This is a genomic window from Alloscardovia criceti DSM 17774, assembly GCF_000376885.1.
GTDB lineage: Bacteria > Actinomycetota > Actinomycetes > Actinomycetales > Bifidobacteriaceae > Alloscardovia > Alloscardovia criceti.
Genome location: NZ_AQXR01000009.1, coordinates 37,635 through 63,092, shown reverse-complemented (window position 1 = coordinate 63,092; position 25,458 = coordinate 37,635). Strand labels below are relative to the sequence as shown.

Annotated in this window: 9 protein-coding genes and 2 tRNA genes; 5 read left to right on the top strand and 6 right to left on the bottom strand. The window is 51.4% G+C overall.

Annotated features, from left to right (window positions below):
* Positions 1–40 precede the first annotated feature (40 nt).
* The 4 genes from D570_RS0102285 to tgt all read right to left on the bottom strand — a co-directional run bounded on the left by D570_RS0102285 (position 41) and on the right by tgt (position 3,103).
* A complete protein-coding gene (locus D570_RS0102285; RefSeq protein WP_018142781.1) occupies positions 41–943 on the bottom strand; it encodes an aldo/keto reductase in 903 nt (300 codons plus the stop codon).
* Between the two features lie 148 nt (positions 944–1,091).
* Complete coding sequence (locus tag D570_RS0102280) at positions 1,092–1,409, bottom strand: hypothetical protein (protein ID WP_018142780.1); 318 nt, start codon at positions 1,407–1,409, stop codon at positions 1,092–1,094.
* Between the two features lie 195 nt (positions 1,410–1,604).
* A tRNA-Leu gene (locus D570_RS0102275) sits at positions 1,605–1,688 on the bottom strand.
* A 116-nt stretch (positions 1,689–1,804) separates the two neighbouring features.
* Positions 1,805–3,103 (bottom strand): tRNA guanosine(34) transglycosylase Tgt, encoded by a 1,299-nt coding sequence (gene tgt / locus D570_RS0102270; protein WP_026181790.1) that lies wholly within the window; start codon positions 3,101–3,103, stop codon positions 1,805–1,807.
* A gap of 423 nt (positions 3,104–3,526) precedes the next feature.
* Between tgt and D570_RS08265 the strand changes: the two genes are divergently transcribed.
* From D570_RS08265 to D570_RS0102245, 5 genes are all read left to right on the top strand, one after another.
* Entirely contained in the window at positions 3,527–5,362 is a 1,836-nt protein-coding gene (locus tag D570_RS08265) for a S1C family serine protease (protein ID WP_018142778.1), read from the top strand.
* 178 nt (positions 5,363–5,540) lie between these two features.
* A complete protein-coding gene (locus D570_RS0102260) occupies positions 5,541–6,971 on the top strand; it encodes an FAD-dependent oxidoreductase (protein WP_018142777.1) in 1,431 nt (476 codons plus the stop codon).
* A gap of 66 nt (positions 6,972–7,037) precedes the next feature.
* Complete coding sequence (gene htpX / locus D570_RS0102255; RefSeq protein WP_018142776.1) at positions 7,038–7,991, top strand: zinc metalloprotease HtpX; 954 nt, start codon at positions 7,038–7,040, stop codon at positions 7,989–7,991.
* Positions 7,992–8,079: 88 nt separating this feature from the next.
* Positions 8,080–8,150 (top strand) — tRNA-Gly (locus tag D570_RS0102250).
* Positions 8,151–8,637: 487 nt separating this feature from the next.
* Positions 8,638–15,723, top strand: coding sequence for a Rib/alpha-like domain-containing protein (locus D570_RS0102245; RefSeq protein ID WP_018142775.1), 7,086 nt, complete (start codon positions 8,638–8,640; stop codon positions 15,721–15,723).
* Positions 15,724–16,767: 1,044 nt separating this feature from the next.
* On the opposite strand, the gene D570_RS09005 is transcribed toward D570_RS0102245, so the two are convergent.
* Complete coding sequence (locus D570_RS09005; RefSeq protein WP_018142773.1) at positions 16,768–24,117, bottom strand: Cna B-type domain-containing protein; 7,350 nt, start codon at positions 24,115–24,117, stop codon at positions 16,768–16,770.
* Positions 24,118–24,314: 197 nt separating this feature from the next.
* Complete coding sequence (locus tag D570_RS0102230; RefSeq protein WP_018142772.1) at positions 24,315–25,373, bottom strand: NAD(P)-dependent alcohol dehydrogenase; 1,059 nt, start codon at positions 25,371–25,373, stop codon at positions 24,315–24,317.
* Positions 25,374–25,458: the final 85 nt, after the last annotated feature.

Here is a 25,458-nt window from a genome sequence, read left to right as displayed (position 1 = left end):
GAACCGTGTTGCGTCTGATTATCTCAAAGCAAACAACGCATTAGTCTTCAAAAGGCAACTTCACCAAACGGCTGTAAGCCGCAGGATCAGACCAATCAAAGAATTGACTCGTGCCCGTATCCAGCGTATGGATGAGCTCCATATCTTCAGCCGTCAGCTCGAAATCCCACACATCGAAATTATCACGCACACGTTGTGGGTTGACGCTCTTTGGCAGAGCCGTAATGCCCCGCTGCACAAGCCAGCGCACCACCACCTGAGCGGTAGTTTTCTGGTACTTTTCCGCAATCTGCATCAGAGTCTCATTATGGAAAAGATCATGCTTGGCACGTGCAAACGGCCCCCAAGCCTGGATTCGAATATCGTGCTCGTTCATATAGTTCACATCCAGATCCTGCTGATGGTAAACATTCACCTCAATTTGGTTGACGTGAGGTGCGATTTCATTAAAAGTGATGAAATCCTCGAGACGCGTTCGCGAGTAGTTGCTCACGCCAATGGCACGCACCTGACCGTTCTTATACAGCTCCATCATCGCGCGCCAAGCGCCATACATATCATTGAGCGGATTGTGGATGAGATACAGGTCATAGTAATCCAAGCCCGCACGCTCCAGCGAACGCTCGTACGCATGAGCAGCCTTGTCATAAGTAGCGGACGTCCACCACAATTTAGTGGTAATGAAAATATCGGAGCGCTGGATGCCGAGCTCGTCCTCGGCGCGGCGCACTGCACGACCTACGGCAGCCTCTGTCTGGTAAAAAGCAGCGGTATCGATGAGACGATAGCCAGCTTTAAGGGCTTCAAATACGGCGGTTTCAGCATCGTTATCATTGACTCCCTCGCCTGCGCTAGCAGAAGGCTGGAAGGTGCCAAAACCTACCAAAGGCATTTCTACGCCATTGCTGAGTGTAATTGTGCGCTGTTGTGTGGTGTCTGTCATGATTGTGCTCCAATCGTTGTATAGCTGCGACCACGTTTCGTGCGCATTCAGGCCACATCGTCGACCCAAATACGCTTCCTTGTAAAACGATACACCTATAATGTTTTCAACGCAGAACGAACACAGTGCGACGTCAAATATTGAACACTTATTTTTTGATAATATCCGATAATTCGTCGTACAAAGCCAAAGCCTTGTCCTGCTCCTGACTGCCCCAGAAATACACGGTAGCATCGTGCTGCTTTTTACCGTTAATAGTAAATTTCATAGAACCCGGACGGTGATGTGAAGCCTTAAAAGCCACACCATCGATGGTGTTGCTCAGTACTTTGGTTTCCTTATGATTGCCAAAAAGAAGGAAACTCAGCAGGCCCGAGCGGGTAATGGTCAGGAGTTTATCCCCATTGGGATATGTGTAAATATCAATATCCGTGGTAGTCAAGCGGTTAAACGTATAGTGCGACATAATACCCTTCTTCTTTGTATTAGATTTTAGTCGCGCTCGCTTTAAGATTCATAAAATCTCAGAATGAAAAATAAAAATTGCCGAAATGAAGGCAATATAAACGGATAAACAAATATCCTATGAGACATCTTAAAAGCGCAGAAAGGCGACTCAATAAAACGTACACAATGCAAACCCGTGCACGATACATTATCGTGCGCACAGGGGGAGTTGAACCCCCACGACCTTAACGGTCACTGGCACCTGAAGCCAGCGCGTCTACCATTCCGCCATGTGCGCAAACAACCCCACACTAGCATATAACGACGTCATACGCAAAGTGTGGGGTTGAAGTGTTGAAAAAATTCCAGAATTCTTCGGATATGACCGAGACTACCTAGCCTAGCCAGCCTCGGCTAGCCGCGAGAACCGTTTGCGTAGAAACGCGCCAAGTACTGGTCCTTAAATTCGTAGAAATAACCGCCATCGATAGACGCGCGAATATCATCCAGCAATCGGATGAAGAAACGCTCATTGTGAATCGTAGCAAGCGTGGAACCCGTCATTTCGCCCGCACGCAGCAAATGGTTCACGTACGCACGCGTGTAATTGCGGCAGGTATAGCAGTCGCAATCGTCCTCGATAGGGGAGAAGTCAAACTTATATGCTGCACGCTTGATATTCCAACGGCCATCCTTCGTAAACACGGCACCGTTACGCGCGGTACGCGCAGGAGCTACGCAGTCGAAGGTATCCCCGCCGTTTTCCACGCCCGCAAAAATATCGTTCACAGCCGCAATGCCCAGCACGTGGCGGGGCTTGTTTTCTGGCAATTCATCGCAAATCCACGCGCAGGTTTCGCCCAAAATGCGCTTCTCGATAGCGCCACCGATGCCGAAACCATCGAAATCCAAAGAGCCAATCTGGGATGCCGCCTTGCGACGCAAATCCTCGTAATTCGCACCTTGTACGACGCCAAACAAAGCCTGATATGGCTTGCCTAAGCGCTCCTCGGTGAGGCGCTTGTGTTCCGCAACACAGCGCTGAGCCCAGCGATACGTGCGCTCCACGGATTGCTCCTGATAGCGGCGCGTATTCATCAGTGTGGTTAGCTCATCGAAGGCAAACATGATATCTGCGCCGATATTGTGCTGCACGCGCATGGAAATTTCCGCAGAAAAACGATGCATGCCACCGTTGAGTGGAGACTTAAAGCTCACGCCATCCTCATCCACAAAAGCCAAGCGCTCGCGACCTTCGGCGATGACATCGTCGCTTTTCATGCCTTCGACATCCATAGCCAAGGTCTTCTTAAATCCTGCACCGAGGCTCATGACCTGGAATCCACCAGAATCCGTGAAGGTTGGCTTATCCCAATTCATAAATTCGTTGAGGCCTCCAGCCGCGTCCAAAACGGCCTCTCCGGGGCGCTCATACAGGTGGAAAGCATTGGATAGCATTACCTGTGCGCCGTTGTCTTCCATCTGCTCGCGGGTTACGGCCTTCATGGTGGCCTGCGTGGCTACCGGTACGAAGGCGGGTGTCTTGATATCGCCGTGTGGCGTGTGAATAACGCCCGTACGTCCATGCTTGCCTTCTAGACGGGTGTGAATGTCGAAACCAAAGGCGGATCGGTCGCCCGGCTGGCCCTCGTGCGCTCCAAGTGGAGAGAATTTTTGCTGTGGGCGTACTGTGCCTTCGGGTGCCTTCGTCATCACCTCGACGTAGGTGAATTGAGGAACACTCTTCTTCTTACGGCGCTTCTTGCGCTTCTTCTTTACGGGAGCTTCCGCTGGAACGGGCTGTGTGTCCTGTGTGCCCGTCTGCTCCTCGGTAGGCGTTAATGCCTTGCTATCATTACTCAAATCGCTCATTTACTCTACTGTATTCCATACGTGGGTATCTTTGAAAGCAGGAACCCGAAGAATGTGCAAGAAGAGCAAATTTCAAAGTGATAAGGCCGCAGCGAGATCCTCGCAGAGTTGATATTTTCTTGATAATTTCTGTAATTTTTATGTGTTCAAGGGATGAATAGAAACTTTTTAGCCCATTCTCAGACTATTCTCAGTTTTATACGTTTACCTATTAATCAGAAATGAATAACGCCATTACGGCGATTAATATGCTGAAGGAGAATAATGGCAAACGAATATTTCGATGAGGCCAAAAACGATCAGAATACCAATAATTCCACAAACGACTCTCAGCAGACTCGTTCTGATTACAGGAATACGGCTCAGCCATATAATCAGCAGTCCTCGCAATTCGCGGCTCCAACGCAACCATTGCGTCCGGTGACACCTGCCCAGTATGCGCAATCTCAACCAACGCAGCCAATCCCACCTGTACAGTACGGCCAGAATAATGGCCAAGGCTACGCTTCTCAACCAACTACGCCGATTGCTCAGGGAAACTATCGCAGTGCGCAGGAGCAGCCAACTGCACAGTTCCCTTATGCCCAGCAGCCACAGCAATCGCAGCAACAGGCTCAGGCTGGCGTCTATGGAGCTCCGCAAACGCCACAGACAGCACAGGCTGCTCAGAATGCGCAGCACGCCCAGAATGCCAACCAGTACAGGAACCCAGGCGCCCCAATGTACGGACAGAATGCGCAGAATTCCCGTGAAAAGAACGGTAATGCCTTCGCTGATCCTGCCAATGCTTTCGGCACCGAAGCCAGCGTCACCGCAGCGGGTGTGAATGCAAACGCACACACCGTGGAAAGCTTGATAAAGAAGAACCGCACTACCACGATTTGGACCTCCATTGGTGCTGCGGCCGCCGCAGCCGTGCTCGTCGCCGGCTTAGGTTTTGCGGGCATTCGTAGCGGCATTCTCACCATCCCAAGCTCCTCATCCTTGAGCTCTATCACCAGCTCCACCGGCGGCTCCGGCAGTGCCAGCGCCACCAGCTCGTCCAGCGACTGGTCTGCTGTAGCGAAGGCAGTGTCCGCATCCGTAGTTTCCATTCAGGGCACGGTTTCCGGCGGCACAGTTATCGGTTCGGGTGCAATTTTGAACACAGACGGCGATATCGTCACCAACAATCACGTGGTATCTGGCGCCTCGAATCTTCAGGTCACCTTATCCGATGGTGCTATGTATGAGGCCGAGGTCGTAGGCACGGATCCAACCACGGATTTGGCCGTTATCAAGCTGCAAAACCCACCAAGCAATCTCACACCTGTGACCTTTGCGGACTCTGATGACTTGGCAGTCGGCGAGTCTGTGATGGCCATTGGTAGCCCACTGGGTTACGAAAATACGGCAACCACCGGTATTGTGTCCGCACTGAACCGTCCAGTATCCGTATCGAGTGAGGACAATAGTGGTGACGTGGTCGTAACGAACGCTGTACAGATTGATGCATCTATTAATTCTGGTAATTCCGGCGGCCCAACCTTCAATACGGACGGTAAGTTGATTGGTATTAATTCTTCTATCGCTACCACTAGCTCGTCTTCGTCTTCTGAAGGCTCGTCGGGTTCTATCGGCATTGGTTTTGCCATTCCTGCAAACCTGGTGAAGTGGGTTACGAGCTCCATCATCGAAAATGGTTCGGCTACACATGTGTCCTTGGGTGTGACCGTGAAGTCTGCTACGGCAACGGCTGATGGCGTAACGGTCTCCGGCTCCCAGGTGCAAAGCGTAGTATCCGGCTCTGCTGCGGCAGACGCGGGCGTTCAGCAGGGCGATACCATCGTGGCGTATAACAAGCATTCCGTAGGCTCTAACGCCGCATTGCTCGGCTACGTACGCGCCACCCAGAAGGGCGAGCAGGTCACACTGACCATCATCCGCGATGGCAAGGCCTTGGATTTGACCGTAAACATGGATAAGGAGGAAAGCACCACCACGTCTTCCTCGAATTCCAACAGCCAGAGCAACAACGACTCCAACAGCCAAAATAACAACAACGGAAACAGCTCAAACAACCCATTTGAGCAGTTCTTCGGCGGAAGCGGCTCAAACTAAAAATAAAACTAAAGCTCACCGTATAACGAATGGGTACTCAAGCCTTACTGCGCTCTCCAGTTGTCATGCCATTGCATGTGGATAGGCAGTAAGGCTTTTATATATTCATTCCCTTTTCATGCCCTTTCCTATAAGCTAGAGGGCAGAAAATAAACAGATAGCTTATAGATGGAAGCACATGAGAGATTTTAAAGTAGCTGTTATCGGCGCAGGCCCTGCAGGCGTGTACGTGTCTGATATTTTGTTGCGTCAAATTGAAGAAAAGCGCGAAGAACTGGGCTTTGGAGCAGATGCTACAGCTCAGATTGATATTTTTGAAAAATTGCCCGTGCCTTTTGGCTTGGTGCGCTATGGTGTGGCACCGGATCATCCTGCTATTAAGTACATTATTGGCGCTTTGGAAAAGACTTTGAATAACCCAAAGATTCGTTTGCTCGCCGATGTGGAATTTGGTCGCGATATTACTTTGGACGATTTAAAGCCTCGCTATGATGCAGTGATTTTTGCTACCGGCGCAGTAGACGATCGACCATTGGAGATCGCCGGAGCGCAGGCGGCAGGCGTGTATGGTGCAGCTCGCTTTGTGGAGTGGTATGACGGCTACCCAACGGCTAGCCCACAGTGGCCGCTCGAAGCTCAGCAGGTGGCTGTGCTGGGTGGTGGCAACGTGGCTATGGATATCTCCCGCCTATTGGTGCGCTATCCAGATGATTTGCTCCATACGGATATTCCGCAGAACGTCTATGACGGCTTAGCTGCGAACAAGGCAAAAGACGTGCATGTCTTCATCCGCCGTGACGTTACCCATGCAAAGTTTTCTGTACAAGAATTGCGCGAACTCGAAGCATTACCAGGCGTACAAATCGTCACGGATGAAGCAGACTTCAGCCCTGAAGTGCTGACTGATGAACACATGGAAGAGGCAAGCAAAGACAAGCTGACGCGACAGATGGTCGATGAACTCGTGCTAGTGCGCGAAATGAGCCTTGAAATGATGGAGAAAAATACGGACTTTGAAGGAAAACCTGCACAGCGTCGTTTCTTCTTGCACTTCAACGCAAATCCAGTGGAAATCCTGACGGACAACGATGATAGCGGCACAGTCAGCGCAGTAAAAATCGAAAAAACGCGCACGGCTGCGGATGGCACGATGAGTGGCACGGGAGAATTTGAAACTATCCCTGTGCAGGCCGTGTATCATGCTATTGGCTACAAGCCGGCTCAAGTGCCGGGCATTCCTTACGATGAGCAGGCATATACCCTCGAAAATGCGGGCGGACGCATTGCTGGTATGCCTTTTGTATATGCTACCGGTTGGGCGAAGCGCGGACCTGTAGGATTGATTGGCTCTACTAAGTCAGATGCGTTGGAAACAGTAGAAAATCTGCTCGCCGACTGGGCACAGTCCGAGTCTCACGGACGCATTGCGCCGCAGCCAGAGGATGATATCGCGCAAATTTTGTCGGACAAGGGAATCAAGCCGCTCGACTATGTGGCATGGCAGCGCGTGGACAAGTTTGAACGCGACATGGGTGCACAGGTGGGGCGTGAGCATATCAAGGTCATCAATGCGGATCAGCTGCGTCAAATTGCGTATGGCAACGAGTAAAAAGCGGCGGCGTTTTAGCTTTATGCCGAAAAATTGTAACCAAATGCGCGCGAACAGGGAGGATGTATGAAGATTCGCGGACATGCCAATGGTCTCAAAACTTTAGCGCTTTTTAGCTTTATGTGGGTGCTTATTTTTCTCGTCTGGTATTTTGCCAGCGGATCGGTGAGCACGCTCGGTTTTTATGTGGCCATCGCCGTGGCTATGACCTTCGGTAGCTACTGGTTTTCGGATAAACTCGCGCTCGCTTCGATGCAAGCCGTGGCGGTGAGTGAGCAGGAGCAGCCACAGCTCTACGCTATCGTGCGCGAACTGGCTCAGAAGGCCGGCAAGCCTATGCCACGCATTTACGTGGCGCCTACGATGTCTCCGAATGCTTTTGCTACGGGGCGCAACGAGAAGCATGCTGCCGTGTGCTGCACGCAGGGCATTTTGAATCTGCTTGACGATCGGGAAATTCGCGGTGTGCTCGGCCACGAGCTCATGCATGTGTACAATCGCGATATCCTTACCTCGGCCATTGCTTCTGCTATGTCTATGGTCATCACGTACTTGGCATACTCCATGCGGTTTTTTGGTTCCTCCCGAGATAGCCGCGATAATGGCCCGTTTGCAGCCATTGGCGGTTTGTTGGCTTTAATCCTCGCTCCCATTGGCGCAAGCCTGATTCAGATGGCCATTTCTCGTACGCGCGAATTTGACGCGGATGAGGATGGCTCTACGCTGAGTGAAGATCCTCTCGCTTTGGCATCGGCGCTGGCCAAAATCGAGCGGGGTGTGCAGACCGCGCCTTTGCGCAAGACTGCAGCTACCGAGAATATGTCTGCTTCGATGATTGCAAGTCCGTTCCGCGCTGCAGATATCAACCGTCTGTTTTCTACTCATCCGCCAACAGCTGAGCGCATTGCTCGTTTGCAGCAAATGGCAGCAGATATGGGCCAAACGCCGTTTATGGGTACTAGTTACGGCTCATATGATCAGGGTCAGCCTTTCCAGCAGACACCTTACCGGCAGTCGTAGGAGAGCTGGCGTGATACTTCGCTGGATTCCGTCCTGAGGCGTGGTACACTTATCTGGTGCTTCGTGTGCACTTTAGAAGCACGAAATCGCGAATGTAGTTCATCGGTAGAACGAGAGCTTCCCAAGCTCTAGAGGCGGGTTCGACTCCCGTCATTCGCTCGAATTAATCCTCTTGAAATGTCTTTCGAGAGGATTTTTGTGAATAGAGGAGTCTCTGCGGACCTGTATAGCCGATGTGGAAAAGGAAAACCATACGGGAAGAAGTCCGGGGTGTAAATAATTTTTACATGGTTCTTAGAAAAATTTAGCAATCCCACAACGAATCATCTCAAAAAACTCTTGTAGAACACTCATAAAATATCTCATTATTTGTTGTAGGAATAATAGAATTTTTACGCATGTTTCGGCTCATACATGATGATTCTTATAGATTTCACGTTATGAGTGCTCCCGTCATAAAAGCTCCGTAAGGATTGTATTTTCGGGCTTCTACGGAGACACAATGGCTTGAAATCGCATTACGTGTGTCATCTTTCTCTCGGTATCCCCATTTTTGGACACACGAAAACAAAACATTACAATAGAAAGTGCAGTATGCAAAATTAAATCTCATATTAATTTCCTGAAAGTTTAGGAGTTGGAAAAAATGAGACCGAAAGAGAATGCACATAGTGCAGCAATCTTCAAGATTGCAGGGGGAGGGCGTCGAATTATTGCAGGGCTGTCGGCTCTTGCATTAGTTGGCGCAATAGGAGTCGGAGGTATTGGGGCAGCGTTTGCTGCTGATGGTACGTCTACCCGAGCAATCGATACAGAAACCCACTATTCCGCAACCGGTATCGAGGATTCCGACCTTCGGTATTCCAAGACCAATTACATTGGTGTGAATTCCGATGGCACTATCACGCTCGAAATTGTTAAATGGGCCGATGGTATTACTGGCTGGGGAACCAGCACCACGAATGAGTGGGCTGGTAAGTATGTGCTCAGCTTTATGGAAGATGAATTCTATAAGCAGATCGACACGATTCAGGTCAAAGACTCAGGCGCATACCTCCAAAAATATTTTGATGGTGCGACGTGGGCAGTTCCTATCGCAGTAACTGGTGGCGTTCGTCCTGGACCTGCTGGTAGTGCGCTTCAGCATATGCTGACGATTAAGCTCAAAAATGGCGCGACACTTGAATCGTTGGGTCTCGCTGATGAGAAACTGAATTTCGAATCCGTGTGGATTAAAGGCGACGGTGCCATCGCAAGTGATGCTGTTTCTACCGGATTTATCCAACAAAACAATCCAGATCTGGTCAATGAGAAAGACAACGAGTTCTCTGACTCGCCAGTCGGCGGCGGCGTCTCTGATCTTATCGTGATGGATCCAACCACGATGCGCATCAACTCGGTCCATACCGTCAAGCCTACAGAAAACTACTTGCAGACGGATTACGGTTGGGTTGTTTACATTCGTGAGCAAATTCCGGAAGAGTTACTGCCATTCATTGATACTACGGGTACGCAGCTCTACAATTCCGATGCTCAAGGTAAGTACGTAGATACCGGCCGTACCAAGTGGTCCATCAACACGACTGCGGATGGAAGAGTCGATACGGGCACGGATTCCGCACTGTCTATTGCGCAGTATGGCGATGATCTGACGCTTGCCCAGTTAAATAAAGCGCGCGATAACACCAATGATGTGTTCTGGGGTACGCTTGGACAGCCACGAAGCTACACCATCTCTTATAAGCTCAAGGATGGGGTATCGCTAAAAGAATTTACCGAAACCGTCAAGAAGCTCGTGCAAGAAGATGGAAAGACACTGAACTTCCAGTCTGATTTGGTCGCAGATTACCAAAATAAGTACATCTTCGGCGGCTTGGTTGGTAAAGCAGATAATGGTGCCACGCCTAAGGTTCTGACCAATTCCTACGCAAACTCGTATGTGCAGTCGAATGATACGGATAACGACGGCATCTTCGACTTTGTCGAGTTTGCTTTTGGTTATAACAACACGAACGTGGACACGGATGGCGATGGCGTACCAGATCCTCAGGAACTGTACGATGACAACACGGTCGGTACAGATGGCGGCCAGTACAAGGTCAACGAACCAACTACTCAAACCACCACGCTGATTCGCTCTGCAGATAGCACCATCACGGGCACTATGCCAAAGACGGTGTATGACAATCCTGCAGATACCACGCAGAAGATTCACGCCACCAACGAGGCGGCGGGCAATGCCATCGTCAAACTCGTCCAGGCGGAAGCGGACGGCACAGAAACGGCAAATGGTACCGTTTACGCGACCTACAGCATCCCGCTCAACGATTTGGAATCCGGCGCCTTTACGCTCAGCATTCCAGCAAATACCATTCCATCGAATGTAACCAAGGCTGTGCTGGTGGGCTCCGATCCTAAGGGCGTAAACACCTCCACAGGCACCGTCATTACCATCGTGGAAAACCAAGCTGACCAGTATGAGCCAATTGGTAAGGATACAGTTGCCAAACCAGGCGATACTGCACCAGATCCTGCCACTTTGATTACCAACAAGTCTGACCTGCCGGATGGTACCACTTATACATGGGAAACCACCCCAGACTTGAGCAATGAAGGCGAGGTGCCAGCCACTATCGTGGTCACCTACCCTGATGGCTCCACAGATAAGGTGACGATCAACATTGCAGTCACCGAAAACGCTACCCAGGCTCAAACCTACAGCGCTCGCGGCGGTTCCCTCACCAAGGGATATGGCGAAATGGCAACGCTGGATGATTTGTCCGCAACCATTACCTATGACCCTGAGCTCGCAGATGGCGTAACGCCAACTGTCGCACTCGCAAACGGCGCAAGCATTCCAACCAGCGGTATCGATAACGATATTCCACTCGTCATCACCTATCCAGATGGTTCTACGGATGACGTCACTGTCACCCTGTCCTACCAGACAGCTGCTGAAAAGTACACCGCAACCGGTGGCGCCATCGAAAAGGAATACGGCTCCACGCTCACCGCAGACGAACTAGCGAATGCAGTCACCGTCACCCCAGACAAGAGCGCCGTAGGCACCATCGCTCCAGTAGATCCAGACAACCTGCCTACAGCAGGCAAGATTAACATGGTTCCTATGGTTGTCACCTACAAGGATGGCTCGTCTGAAAATGTGAACGTAGCAGTAGCATTCGGCACAGCTACAGAAAAGTACACGACATCCGCGAAAGAAGTCATCCGCAAGCCAATGGAGGGTTCCGTAACCCTCGAAGAGTTGCAAAACAACATCGCATACTCACCAGAACTTGCCAATGCAAGCGATGTGAAGAGCGTTGCACTACTCGATGGCGAAGAACTACCAACCTCCGGCATTAACACCGTAGATATGGTGGTCACTTATGCAGATGACTCCACCGATACCGTGCCAATGCGCGTCATCTTCGGTACGGATGCAGAACGCAACAACCCACAGGGACAAGACGTTACCGCCGTGCTCAATGGTGATGCTCCATCTGCTTCCACAGCTATTGCAAACCCAACCGAGCTGACCGAGGTCTCTAGCATCGAGTGGAAGGACAGCGCTCCTGACACCTCCACCGTAGGCGAAAAGGACGCCACCGTTGTCATCACGTACTCTGACGGCACTGCCGATGAAGTACCAGTCAAGGTGAACGTTTTGGACACCCGCGCGGACTCCAACAAGTACGATGCTCAGGGCGGCGAACTGACAAAGCCTTACGGACAGACCGCCACAGAGGATGAGCTCAAGGCCAAGATCACCTTCACCGGTGAAGCACCTGCCGACAATTCGTACTCAATCGCGCTCGCCGATGGTGTAACCATCCCAACTTCGGGTAAGAATAACGCCGTTGTGTTCGTCGTAACCTACGCTGATAAGACTACGGATACCGTAACCGTCAAGCTGAGCTACGGCGATGCTTCGGATGCGTATACGCCTGAGGCACAAGAGATTGCTGCTGATCTGGGATCCACGCCATCTGCTTCAGAAGGCATTGCCAACAAGGATGCTCTCCCGGCTGGCACCACTTACGAGTGGCAGGACGGAGCTCCAGACACTTCTACTGCTGGTGAGAAGACCGGCACGGTTGTAGTCACCTACCCAGATGGCACTACCGATGAGGTTCCTGTCACTGTCACCGTCACAGATAACCGTAAGGATGCTGCTAAGTACGAAGCTACGGGTGGCAGTTTGTCGGTTGACTATGGCACGAAGGTCACAGAAGAAGCCTTGGCAGCTAAGGTCAACATCAGCCCAGAACCTGCCGATGGTGTAGTCACAAGCACTAAGCTGGCTGATGGTGTAACCATTCCAAGCAATGGTAAGAATTTGCCAATGCCTATGGTGGTCACCTACGCGGATGGTTCTACAGATACTGCTACCGTCACCCTGAGCTATGGCGACGCTGCAGATGCTTATACGCCTACCGCTCAGCCAATCGAAGTGACTGCAGGTACCACACCTGTGGCTTCCGATGGCATTGCCAATAAGGATGATCTCCCGGCTGGCACCACCTATGAGTGGAAGGATGGCGCTCCGGACACTTCTACTGCGGGTGACAAGACGGGCACAGTCGTAGTCACCTATCCAGATGGCACCACGGATGAGGTGGAAGTCACCGTCACCGCGAAGCCACAGAAGGATGCTTATAATCCTCAGGCTAAGGATGTGACCGTGCCATTGAACGGTACTCTGCCAGATGCAAACACCACGATTACTAATCTTGATGAGTTGCCTGCCGGCACTACCGCTGCATGGACCACTTCGCCGGATACCTCTACGGCTGGTGAGAAGAGTGGTGTTATCACCGTCACGTATCCAGATGGCAGCACGGAAGATGTCACCGTTTCTGTGAAGGTTGGCACCGATGCGGATGCATACACGCCAACTGCTCAGCAGGTCACGGTACAGACCGGCGCGGATGTGCCAGATGCAAAGAGCGGCATCGAAAATGCAGCTGATTTGCCAGATGGCACCACGTATGAATGGGTGAAGGATCCAGATACATCCACTGCGGGTGAAAGCACCGCATTCGTGAAGGTCACCTATCCGGACAATTCTTCGGATATCGTAGAAGTGCCGATCAAGGTGGGTTCGGATGCTGATTTGTATGATCCACAGGCTAAGGATGATATTCTCGTCCCAGTCAATGGTGATGTACCAACAGCCTCGGATACCATCAAGAACTGGGGCGACCTGCCTTCAGGCACAACTGCCGAATGGACAGAGACACCAGATACCTCAAAGGCTGGCAACACGACCGGTACTGTAACCGTCACCTATCCGGATGGCTCGAAGGATACCGTAACCGTACCTGTGAAGGTAGGCAAGGATAACGATATCTATGAAGTCGAATTGAGGGATACGATATACACGCCTATTGGTACGGTGCCTGACGCTGCGGGCACTCAAACCGTCACCGGTGACGACAGTGACGTGCCAGCAGGCACCACCTTCGCATGGAAGGAAGATCCGGATGTCAGCAAGGCAGGCACGGTTAAGGCTACGGTTGTGGTCACCTTCCCTGATAACTCGACTTACGAGAAGGAGATTTCAGTTGTGGTCTCTGATCCTCGACCAGCCTCTATCAAGTACAATCCACAAGGCGGCACAGTCACAAAGCCTTACGGACAGACTGCAACGCTAAAGGATCTGACTGATCAGGTCACTTTCACCGGTGATGATAAGCCTGAGGCTAACGATTATCGGATCAAGCTCGCCGACAAGGTGACGATTCCATCAAGTGGCAAGAATAATGCTGTAGTTTTGGTCGTTGACTACTGGGATGGCACCTCCGATACCGTGACCGTCACTCTGTCCTACGCCGATGCTGCCGATAGTTACACCCCAGAGGTTGCACCAATTGCTACTGACTTGGGTGAGACTCCAGCTGCGTCTGATGGCATCGCCAATAAGGATGATTTGCCAGACGGTACCACCTATGAGTGGAAGGATGGTGCTCCGGACACTTCTGATGCTGGTGAGAAGACCGGTACGGTTGTAGTCACCTATCCAGATGGCACCACCGATGAGGTAGACGTTACGGTAAACGTGACAGATAACCGCACGGATGCCACCAAGTACGATGCCACCGCCGAAGCATTGAATGTCCCTTACGGCACGAAGGTCACAGAAGAAGCCTTGGCAGCAAAGGTCAGCATCAGCCCTACACCTGCAGAAGGCGTAGTAAAGAGCATCAAGCTGGCTGAGGGTACGAGCATTCCAACCAATGGTAAGAATGTGGCTGTCCAGATGGTCGTCACCTACGCAGATGGTTCCACGGATGCTGTGTCTGTGCCATTGACCTACGGTGATGCTTCAGATGCGTACACTCCAACTGCTCAAGGCATTGAAGTAACAGCCGGTACTGCACCGGTGGCTTCGGATGGCATTGCCAATAAGGATGATCTCCCTGCGGGTACTACTTACGAGTGGAAGGATGTCGCTCCGGACACTTCAACTGCGGGTGAGAAGACCGGCACGGTTGTGGTCACCTATCCAGATGGCACCACCGATGAGGTTGCTGTCACCGTCACCGTAAAGACAATGTCTGACGCCTACGATCCACAGGGCCAGGAAGTCAAGGTGGACACGGGCAAGGATCTCCCAGATGCAAAGGACGGCGTCAAGGATGCAGACAAGCTACCTGACGGCACGACTGTGACATGGGATGAGCCAAAGCCTGATACTACTAAGCCTGGTTCTACTACGGGCACTGTGACTATTACATATCCGGATGGTTCGAAGGATACGGTAACGGTTCCAGTCAAGGTGGGTACGGATGCTGAGGCTTATAATCCAGAAGCTCAAGCCATTGAGGTGAAGAAGGGCGACGCTACACCGGATGCTCGCGATGGCATCAAGAATGCGGGCGACCTGCCTGACGGCACCACGTTTGAGTGGGTAACCGAGCCGGATACATCTAAGCCTGGCACCAGCACGTCTCAGGTGAAGGTGACTTACCCTGATGGCTCTAGCGACACAGTGGATGTCACAGTCAAGATCACCTCTGACGCCGATGCTTACACGGCTATCGGTCAAGATGTGAAGGTGGACAAGGGTGCTCAGCTGCCTGACGCATCCAACGCCATCAAGAACTTGGCGGATCTCCCACAAGGCACCACGGTCGAATGGAAGAATGCTCCAGACACCACTGAAGCAGGCTTTAAGAAGGGCTCCGTGCTCGTCACATTCCCTGATGGCTCCACTCAAGAAGTAGAAGTCAACGTCAAGGTCGGAAGCGATGCTGATATTTACAATCCAGAAGGAAAGGACATCACCACCAAGCCTGGTGATAAGACTCCAAATCCTTCCGATGCAATTGGCAATCTCGACGACCTGCCTGCGGGCACAGTCATCGACTGGACGAAGACCCCAGATACCAGCAAGCCTGGTACCTCTGAAGGAACGGTGCGCATCACCTATCCTGATGGCTCGAGTGAAGAAATCACGGTCAAGGTTACCGTAGAGGACACCGACAACGGTAACAACGGCCAGAACGGACAGAATGGTCAAAACGATCAAAACGGAAACGATGCTAACGGCAATGGAAACAAGGGCAACGCTGGAAACAACGTACCAACCTCCAATACCGGTAAGTACCGTTCTACCGCTCTCGTCGACACCGGTGCAAATGTGGTAGCAATCGCAGTGGCAACACTTGGATTCATCGCATTCGGCTGGATGGCTCTGGCTGCGCGCAAGCGCCGTGATGAGGAGTAATTCACCTCGTGCGTCGAAAGCGCTCGGCGCTCGGTGAGAAGGCGCTGATTGATTGATTGAGTTTGTCCCCGGTAGGTTATTCCTACCGGGGACAAATTTTGTGTGTGGGGGTTTGAAAAGGGATGTGGCTGAAATTATGTGAGGATGAGGGGGTTTTGGCTGGGATTTTTTGCAGATTGACCCATTTGTGCATTCGAACTTGCTAATCAGTGAATCGGATGTGGGCTGATGTGCAAAAAACTAGGTCGGAAAGCGCACTGTGGGATAAAAATCGAAATACTTCTGATTTGAGCGCGTTATTTTGCAGATTGACCCATACGATTACCGGTTTGGGGTCATTGGGGGGCAAAGTTGGGCTGATGTGCAAAAAATGCAAAAATTTGGGGAAAATTTGCAAGGTGCTCGATTTAGTACGATATTTTGCAGATTGACCCATTTCGGTGTCCTCTTTCGGAGTGCTCAAATATAAAAATGGTCACATCTGCAAAGAACGAGGTGGAAATCACGCAAGGACCTTTCCAAACTGGCTTTCCGATGAAGCAGCGAATGCGCAGTGCGCATCGACCTCAGAAAAACCCGGTGTGGCTCCCAATGGAGCTATGTTTTTTGTAAATGTGCCCATTTTGACCCCTCATTTCATCCTCATTGAGTCAAAAAATGGTCACATCTGCAAAGAACTTCATCACTTTCACTCACATACGGTTTGAAAACTATTCGCTAGCGCAACCACCCTAGCTACTCTCGTGCATATCCCATTCTTATCAGCACCCAGTCATGAGCACAAAAGGTTGGTGGCAACCCGTAAATCCGGATTGCCACCAACTGTATTTTTGTTTGTTATCAGAGAGGGAAGTGCTTTCATCGCGTCAGTCTCATTTCAGCTGTCACGCTTTAGTTTCGTGTCTCATCCGCCGCGTTTCAGTTTCCGCACTCCACTTGTCACGCTTCACTTGTCACGCTTCGGCATCTGCACTTCAGTCATCACGCTTCGACCACCTGCCGCCCCTCCTCCTTCCCTATAACTCTCGCGAGGCCTGAGAGGCCTTAGTCTTTATGCGCACCACCTCCCGAGCGGCGGCGACCTGTGCCTCTGGCTACAAGCCCAGCCAGTAGCAAACTGCCCGCCAAGCTCAGCATCATCGAGATCTCAGCCCCCGTGCGAGCCAGCTGGACGACCGGATGAGGGATTTGCTTATTGACTACTCGCCCCAGATCAAGCACCTGACCGAGCTCGTCAATCGCACCCTCTGCCGTCCAATCGCTCTTTTCGTAACCTCCAGGCGCAGCCACCTCGGTTACGGTGTAATTGCCGAACACGACTCCTTCGAAGATTACGAAGCCATCCTCGCCAGAGGTGGCAGTTGCCACGATGCTCCCCTCCGCATCGCGCAGTTCAAACTGTGCGCCTTGCAGTGGTTTGCCGGCCTCATCCACCTTCATCAGTTTTATGGTGCCGGTGATGAGGGTGTTGGACACGGTGAAGCCTGCAGTAGCATCGCCCACTATGCCGCTCGTGACATAGCCTGTGACCGGATCTTCGCTGAGCGAGTACACAATTTCGCGGCCTTCCTCACCTGGAGCGTACTTTGGCAGATTCTTGAATGTGCCTGCCCATACGCCGTCCTCGTTAGGCGTAATCCGCAATTCCTGGGTCTCGACCTGCTTACTATCGGACATGAGATGCACGGTGATGCCGTCAGGACGCAAACTTGCAGCATTATCTGCGTCAGCGATCCACTGCTTCGTCACCGGAATGCTGATTGTTTCTGGCGTGTGGCTATTTGTCACCACAAAGCCCGACTCTGCATCCCCGGTAATTTCAGTGGTGTATCCATCGACCTCGTCTTCCAACACGGTATACGTAATCGAGCGTCCCTTCGCATCAAAGCGTGGAAGATGCACAAATGAGCCCTTCCATTCACCGGTAGCCGTCAACGTTAGAGGTCCAACCGGTATCCCATCCAGGGTCTCTGCAGTAAGTGCCGTGTCCCCACCAGCCGGGGAGGCAGTCAGACGCATCACAATCGTTTCAGGTCGCATGCCGTCTTGATTTCCGGCATCATCCCAAACCTTGCGGACGGGCACCTGCACCTCCGGATTGACCAAAGTATTGGTGATAGTCCACGTGTTGGTGCCTTCGGTTTGAACGATTTGAGCCGTGTACTCATGCCCTTCGGCAGTAAGGTGCCCGTCTTGGGCGCCGTGCTCCTCGACCGTGTAGATGATTTCCTGTCCTTCACTGGTGAACTGGTCGAGATCGGTGAAGGTGTGACCCCACTTGCCGCCTTCAGCATTTCCATCGAGCACAGCTTCGGACACTTTCACGCCATCCGCCAGCAGATTCACGGTCACGGCAGGTGCAGCATCCGTATTGATGCCTTCCCACTTCTTCGTTACGGCCACAGAAACCTTGCCGGTAATGGTGTTTGTCACCGTGAAGCCCGCAGCGTCCGCAGTACCTTCCACCACCGTGGAGTAACCCGGCACGGCGATTTCTTCAATGCTGTAGTTCAGCTCTTGCTTTATGGCACCTGCCTTATACTTTGGCAAATCCTTGAACGTGCCCTTCCACGCGCCTTGGGCATCGAGACTGAGACTCTCGTCCTCCACGTCTGAACCATCGGCCATCAACTGGATTTTCACAGTGTCCGGACGTTGATTCTTCGCATTGTCATTATCCACCCAAACCTTCGAAACGGGTACATCGATGGTCTCAATCTCATGAGTATTGGTGATGGTAAAGCCATCAATGGCAGTGGTATAGCCGGAAATCGCTTCCTCAGAAACTGTGTAATTCACGCGTTGCCCAGCCTTGTAGACATCGAGATCCGTGAATTTGCCGGTCCACGTGCCGTCTGTGGCGGCATAAATATCTAGGGTTTTGCCGGTATTCTCGCCGTTTGCCCACAGATGGACGGTCACCTTATCTGGGCGAGCGCCGTCCTGATTATCAGCATCGTTCCACAGCTTCGTTACGGTAATGTCCCGCTTCTCAGGATTATGGGTATTTGTGATGTTGAAACCTTGGATGGTGGTGGAATACGCGTCCACGGCATCCTCAGTTATGGTGTAGGTAATTTCCTTGCCTTCCTTGAATTTATCGAGATCTGCGAAGGAATATGTCCATCCAGTATCTGCGGTGGCGGTAGTGGTTTTACCCGTGTCCACGCCATCCGCCCACAGATGAAGAGTAATAGTCTCAGGTCGCACGCCGTCTTGATTGTCGGCATCTTCCCAAGTCTTCGTACCAGAAACTGTAAGCTTCTCAGGCGTGTAGGTATTGGTCACATCCATACCGTTAACCGTTGAAGTGTAGCCTTCGATACGGTCCTCAGAAATGGTGTAAACAATTGCCTTTCCAGCGGCAAATTTGTCGACATTCGCAAACGCGTACTTCCATTCGGTATCTGCGCGTACTTCCGCTTTTCGGCCAGTATCCACGCCATCCGCCAAGAGGTGCACAGTAATAGACGCTGGTCGTTTGCCGTCCTGGTTATTGGCGTCTTCCCAAGTCTTCGTGCCGGAAACCGTTATCTGCTCTGGCATATGCGTATTGGTGATGTTCAGGCCTTTGTAGGTGGCGGTATAGCCAGTCACGGCTTCCTCAGTGACGGTGTAAACGATTTCCTTACCGTTCTGGTACTTATCCAAACCAGCGAAAGAATACGTCCACTTGCCCTCAGCGTCGGCTGAAACAACGGCGCTTTGCCCAGTATCTACGCCATCCGCCAGGAGATGCACGGTAATCGATGGTGGGCGCAGTCCATCTTGATTATTGGCATCCGCCCAGGTTTTGGTGCCCGAAACCGTGACCTTTTCAGGCGTGTACGTGTTGGTGACGTTCATACCGCTGTAAGTGGCCGTATAACCAGATACGGCATCTTCGGAAACGCTATAGGTAATCGGCTGCCCAGCTTCATCGAAAGTATTTAGATCCGCGAAGCTGTACGTCCACTTGCCTTCAGCATCGGCTGAAGCAACGGCGCTTTGCCCAGTATCTACGCCATCCGCCATGAGGTGTACGGTGATCGACGCGGGGCGCTTTCCATCCTGGTTGTTTGCATCATCCCATGTTTTTTCGCCCGAAACACTAGTTTTCGGATTATCCATGGTGTTTGTCACGGTCGTGGCTTCCGCAGTGTCTGCGTAACTCACCGTATAATTCTTGCCATTGATGGTGATTCTCTCTGCATCACTGAGGGCAACATTATCTGCTCCTAGCTCGCGGGCCGTGTAGGTGACGGCGTTACCATCCTTGTCGTACTTCGGCAGGTTCGCAAACACATGAGACCAGGAATCCGCATTCAGCGTCACAGGGTTCTGGAGTCCTTCAATTACTGTGCCGGCATTAAACAAGTCCGGTGTAATCGTGCCGTCCGCGGCTACCTCTAGCTTGGTGCCGTTTGCAAGTAATTCTACAGTCGTGGAATCCTGCGTAATGCCAATCCACTTCTTGCTTGCCGTAAAGTCCATGCGCGACTCGATTGCAGCATTGCTTACTGCCGAGAGATGTGCAGGATTCAAGGCGAGCACAGGACCGTAGCCCAGATTGCCCGAAGTATCGCTGGCTGCGAGTTGGTTAGGCGTGAGAGCATCTGCGCCGCCGCTCACCAGCGCAAAGCGCTGCGTATCCAGCTTCGTAAAGCGCACGCGATAGCTCCCTCGCCTATAGACATCAAAATGATAGGAGCCATTCGCGTCGGTGGTAGCAGTAATCGGGTTCCCTTCAGGATCGGTGACAGGCTCTAGGGAAGTGGCATCTACCAAGTCCACCTGCATACCTTCGACGGTTTCCTCAGATTCGGCAGAGCCAGCGGCACGAGCGGTCGGGCCGGACACGTTGCAGTCACCATCGAGGTTGCGATCGATGTACACTGTGCCATCCACATCATAGGAGGTGTATTTGGTTTCGACCTTGTTTCCCTCGGCATACACCGTGCCGTCTGTGGAGATGGCGAGGGTGCTGACAGCCACATCTGCGTTCTCTTGATTTGCTGGCGTCAAGGTTTTATCAAAAGGCAGCTTCGAGGTGTAGTAGATCTTTATCTCCTCCTTAGGCTCGATCGTCCTGCCATCTTTGAGCGCTAGTTTGAAAGCCTTGACTTGGGAAACATCTTCCACTTGATTCTTGGTAAGCCATGCGCCATCTCTCAAGCCATCGATATCCCCTTGGTGAGATTCAGTTTGGTAGAGGACAGTAAAACGCTCCAAAGGTCCCGCATTCGTCTCTTCATCCTCCAGGAATTTCGACAAGCTTACGCCAAATGTGGAGCCGCGATCAGCGTATTCTCCATCCTGGTTCGGCGCCACTACTTTGTCTCCCTTCTGAGGAAGGACGCCGATAATGGTGGAATTATGTACTTCATAAATGGTGTTATTGGTGATCGTCACGCCATAGATATAGTCATAGCCCAGATCGCCAGTGGTGGCGAGTGCCATGGTTTGCGCGTCTAGTCCAACTTGATGAGTGACCACCATTTCCAGGGATGGTATGTAGTTAATCTGTGACCATCTGTGTACGAAGACCTCATTCACGTCTCCGTCGTTATCCAAATCGAGCTCATCCGTGTATGAGATGTCTGGCAGATTCACATCCTTTTTTGGTTGAATTTCATCGTTATTCGTATACACGAAATACATATCAACCTGGTTATTTCCACGTTGCGCGTATTTTGTAGCCTCGATGGTTGCTTCGAAGTTTGCATCATCTAATGTGCTGAGATGTGGCTGGAAGTCAAAGGAAGGGTAGATGAGAGCCGTACGGCCCGTGCCCTTGAAGTTCTCCACTATGCGAGGCTCGACTCGCGTGCCAGCGTTCCGGTCTCCCACCATAACGGTTTTATTGCCGTATACAAACGCAGGAGGAAGGAGTAGTATGGCGTATCCTGAGAATTCTTTCAAGTTTCCCCAAGAGCCTTCGTATGAGTAGCCGCCGACCGAGAATCTATAATTGATGAAGCTGCCTGTGGAAGAATACGGTAGGGACATGTCTGCCGGCACATTTCCTCGAACCTGCGGAGTGATTCTGGAAACGGTTGCCTGTGCTGCGCCGTCTGTCGGCCTATTCCACGTGTATTGTCTGTCGCTGTCGGACAGATACTTGGCTTCGTAGCCGGTGCGATACTGATGCGGGGCATATTCTTTCACCTGATACCGTTCATATTCATCCTGAGTGAGCTGGACGCCCGTAATGATGTTTATGCTGACGTTATCCATGACAATCGGATCATTGAATTCGAGGATAATTCCCTTGTAAGTGCGATTTGTGTCATGGATGCTTACGACCTGGCGATACTTCACATTCCTTGCAATTTCGACCTTCGTGCCATCCTCTGCGATGGCGTAAAGTACATTGCCAGCCTCGTTAATTTGGCGAATAGTCTGGTCGACTTTTTCTTGTCGCTTTTCATTGGTGAGGGAAGGTAGCAAAGGATTGGTCGTATCCACATCTACGATTTCGAATTTTTCGTAATACGTATTGCCGTATTCTCCGTTCTGTATTTTTTCAGGGATATCTAGGTAATCTTCATAGGATTGAAGCTTGCTTATCGCTCCACCGTCCGGATTTGTGGATGAGGAGCCATTGTTCGTATTCCTGAGCACAGTGTTGTAGTAGAGGCCAAACTTTGATTGGTCATTGCCGAGACGGTCATAAATGACACCATTACGAATGGTGTAGTGGCCTGAATAAACAGACAGTGGCTGGGTATAATCGCCTCCTCCAGCGTACACATCCTCCAAGGTTGTGCCGGAGCTCCTATACGACTTATATGCCCAGAAATTTCCGTGGCGTTTGAAGGGCTCCCTTTGCACGAGGAGGTGAGCGGTGACTGCGGGCAGTGTGTATTGCGAATTATCCGGCATTGTTACGGTGGATTGGATAGGAATATCAACTATCTTGTCCATCATCTGCTCGGTGGTGTCCGTGTCAGGATTCCAGTAGGTGGCATCTTTCACCACGAGTTCTACGATGAAATCGCGACCATCTTTGTACCATCTATACCAATCGCCGTTGCGCCATGGTGTGAGGAGATTTTCCGGTTCGGATACGGTGAGGATGTGGTTTTCCGCATCGTATGACCATATGCTCTTATTTCTCGTGTCTACGAAGGTTTCGTTTTCAAAAAGTTCCGGCCACGCGGGTTCCACGTTATCGGGGAGACGGAACTGCGAAACGATAAGTTTTGGCTTCAGGAAATACGCCGTTTGGCCCTCAGGCACGGTAGGAGGATCGATAACGGTGCTGTAGTAGAAGTTTGTGCGTACGCCAGTGTCTCCGGTTGTGGTGCTTGTGTCCTCGTCCACTTTGCGATATACAAAGACTTCGTTATTTTCATCCTCTGGGATGTTGCTGTCGTAGCGCAGGTGCATAAGCGGTTCGCCTGAATCCGCTGCTTTACCGGTTGTGGCCGCTACACTTGCATGGTTGAAGGATTCTTCCACCTTACGGATGGTGTAGGTCTTCGTAGTTTCATACAGTACGGGAAGATTATTGGATGTTTTCAGCACATTTGCTTTGTTGCTGTCATTTCGATTACCTACGATGCTGTCATCTTGGGCGTCAAGAATTTCGGCTTTGACGGTGATGGTATCACCATCGACTGATCGTGCGCCGTTAACCACAAACGGTACAGGATAAGCTGCGCTGGACGCACCTGTGAATTCCGTGAATTTGTAAATGATATAGGCATTATCTGGGTCTACAGCGCTCTCAGTAATGCGGATTGTCTGATACGCGTTCTGCGAATCGGAGAGCTTCAGGTCTTTAATATGTGCTTTCGGCACGGTGATTTTGAGCCAAGGATTTCGGATAATGGCATCCGCACCTGAGCCAGAAACTTGGAGGCTGGCCGTGGCGTTGACCGTATTTTCAACCCAAAATTCAGACTTATCGTTAATTGAATTGTCAGACTCAAGATTAAAAATGCGGAAATCAACCTTCAGGGTGCTATCTTCCGTTGCATCAGAGTTGGATTGTGGTGCTGCAGGAGAAGCTTGTGCGGGCGCCTTATCTGGGGTTTGAGTTTCTTCGGACGGTGTCGATGCGGGTTCTTCTGCCGTCTGGTTATTTGATTGCATGGAAGGGACAGGAACTTCAGTGGCTGTTTCGGTTGCTGGAGTCTGAGGCGTTGGGGTTTCGCTCATGGACGTATCAGACGTACTTTCCCCCGCGATGTCATCGGTGGACTTGCCTTGTGTTACCTTAGACGTGTCTTCTGAGCTGTCGCGCGTTGAATCAGATGACTCTGGTGGCGGCGCCTCGCCCGACTCGCTTGATTGGCTTACCGCTACTGTGCTGCCGCTGGATAAATCCGCCGCGTATGCGCTTCCGGCCGTTCCAAAAACAACGAAAATCGTTACAAGCATGGAAATAATGCGTTTACCGATACCCATGATGGCCTCTTCTCTCAAAACTGCGAAAGCGCCATATGCAACTACCGCATCATTGCCCGCAGTCGTATGGATAAACTCTTTTCATTTTACCAATTGTGAAAAGAAAACAGGCTGGAGTGAGCCCACTCTTTCGTTAAAAAAACTCCGATCCGCAGATATGTTCTGCAATCCGGAGTTTATAAAATTGAGTGTTCAGATTAGAAGGTTGACGTATCGATTACGTAACGATAGCGCACCTTCGAAGCCACCACATTGTCGTAGGCTACGGTGATGTCTTCGCCGGAAATCATTTCCACCTGAGGATGCAAGCCGTGCTCGGCGCAGAAGTCCAGCATTTCCTGAGTTTGGCGAATGCCGCCAATCTGTGAACCTGCCAGAACCTTGTTTCCCATCACCAGCGATGCCAAGTGAATGTTTGATGGTGCTTCTGGCAAACCTACATCCACGAAGACGCCGAACGGGCGCAAGGTATTGATTAAGCCGGTGTAGTCCAAGTCATCGGCGCTAACCGTGCACAAGATGAGATCGAAGGTGTTGGCAAGAGACTCGAGCGTACCCTCCTCGCTGGTGGCGTAGAAGGAAGTAGCGCCAAACTTGCGGGCATCTGCTTCCTTAGAACGGCCATGAGAAATGACGGAAACTTCAGCACCCATAGCGGCAGCAATCTGCACGCCCATGTGGCCCAAACCGCCCATGCCTACGATGGCCACCTTCTTGCCTGGTCCTGCGTTGAAGCGGGCAAGAGGGGAGTAGGTGGTGATGCCCGCGCACAGCAGTGGTGCAGCGGTTTCAAATGGAATCTCGTCTGGAATGTGGCAGGCGAAATCCTCCGAAACGGTGAAACCTTGGGCATATCCACCCGCTGTTGGATTGCCCTCAGCGTCATCGCCATACGTCCACAAGGTGCCCTGCAATCCGCCCGGTGTGCCTTGGCAGAACTGCTCTTCTCCAGCCTTACAGAAATCGCACTGACCGCACGCGTTTACCATGCAACCCACGCCTACCTTGTCGCCCACCTTGAATTTTGTGACATCGGATCCCACGGCTGCCACGATGCCCGCAATTTCGTGACCTGGAACGAGTGGGAACTTCGCTGGTCCCCACTCTTCGCGTGCGGTGTGGATATCGGAGTGGCAAATTCCGGCGTACTTCACGTCAAAATAAATCTCGTTTGGACCAGGCTCGCGGATTTCCACGGTTGTTTTATGGAACTTGCTTGTTTTATCGTCGCAAGCATATGCAAGTACTTGAGGCATTACTGCTCCTAAACTGTTAAACGGTTAATTATCCTCATATGGCAATGCGTCATTGATACACGCCGAATGGCTGATGCAGCCTACT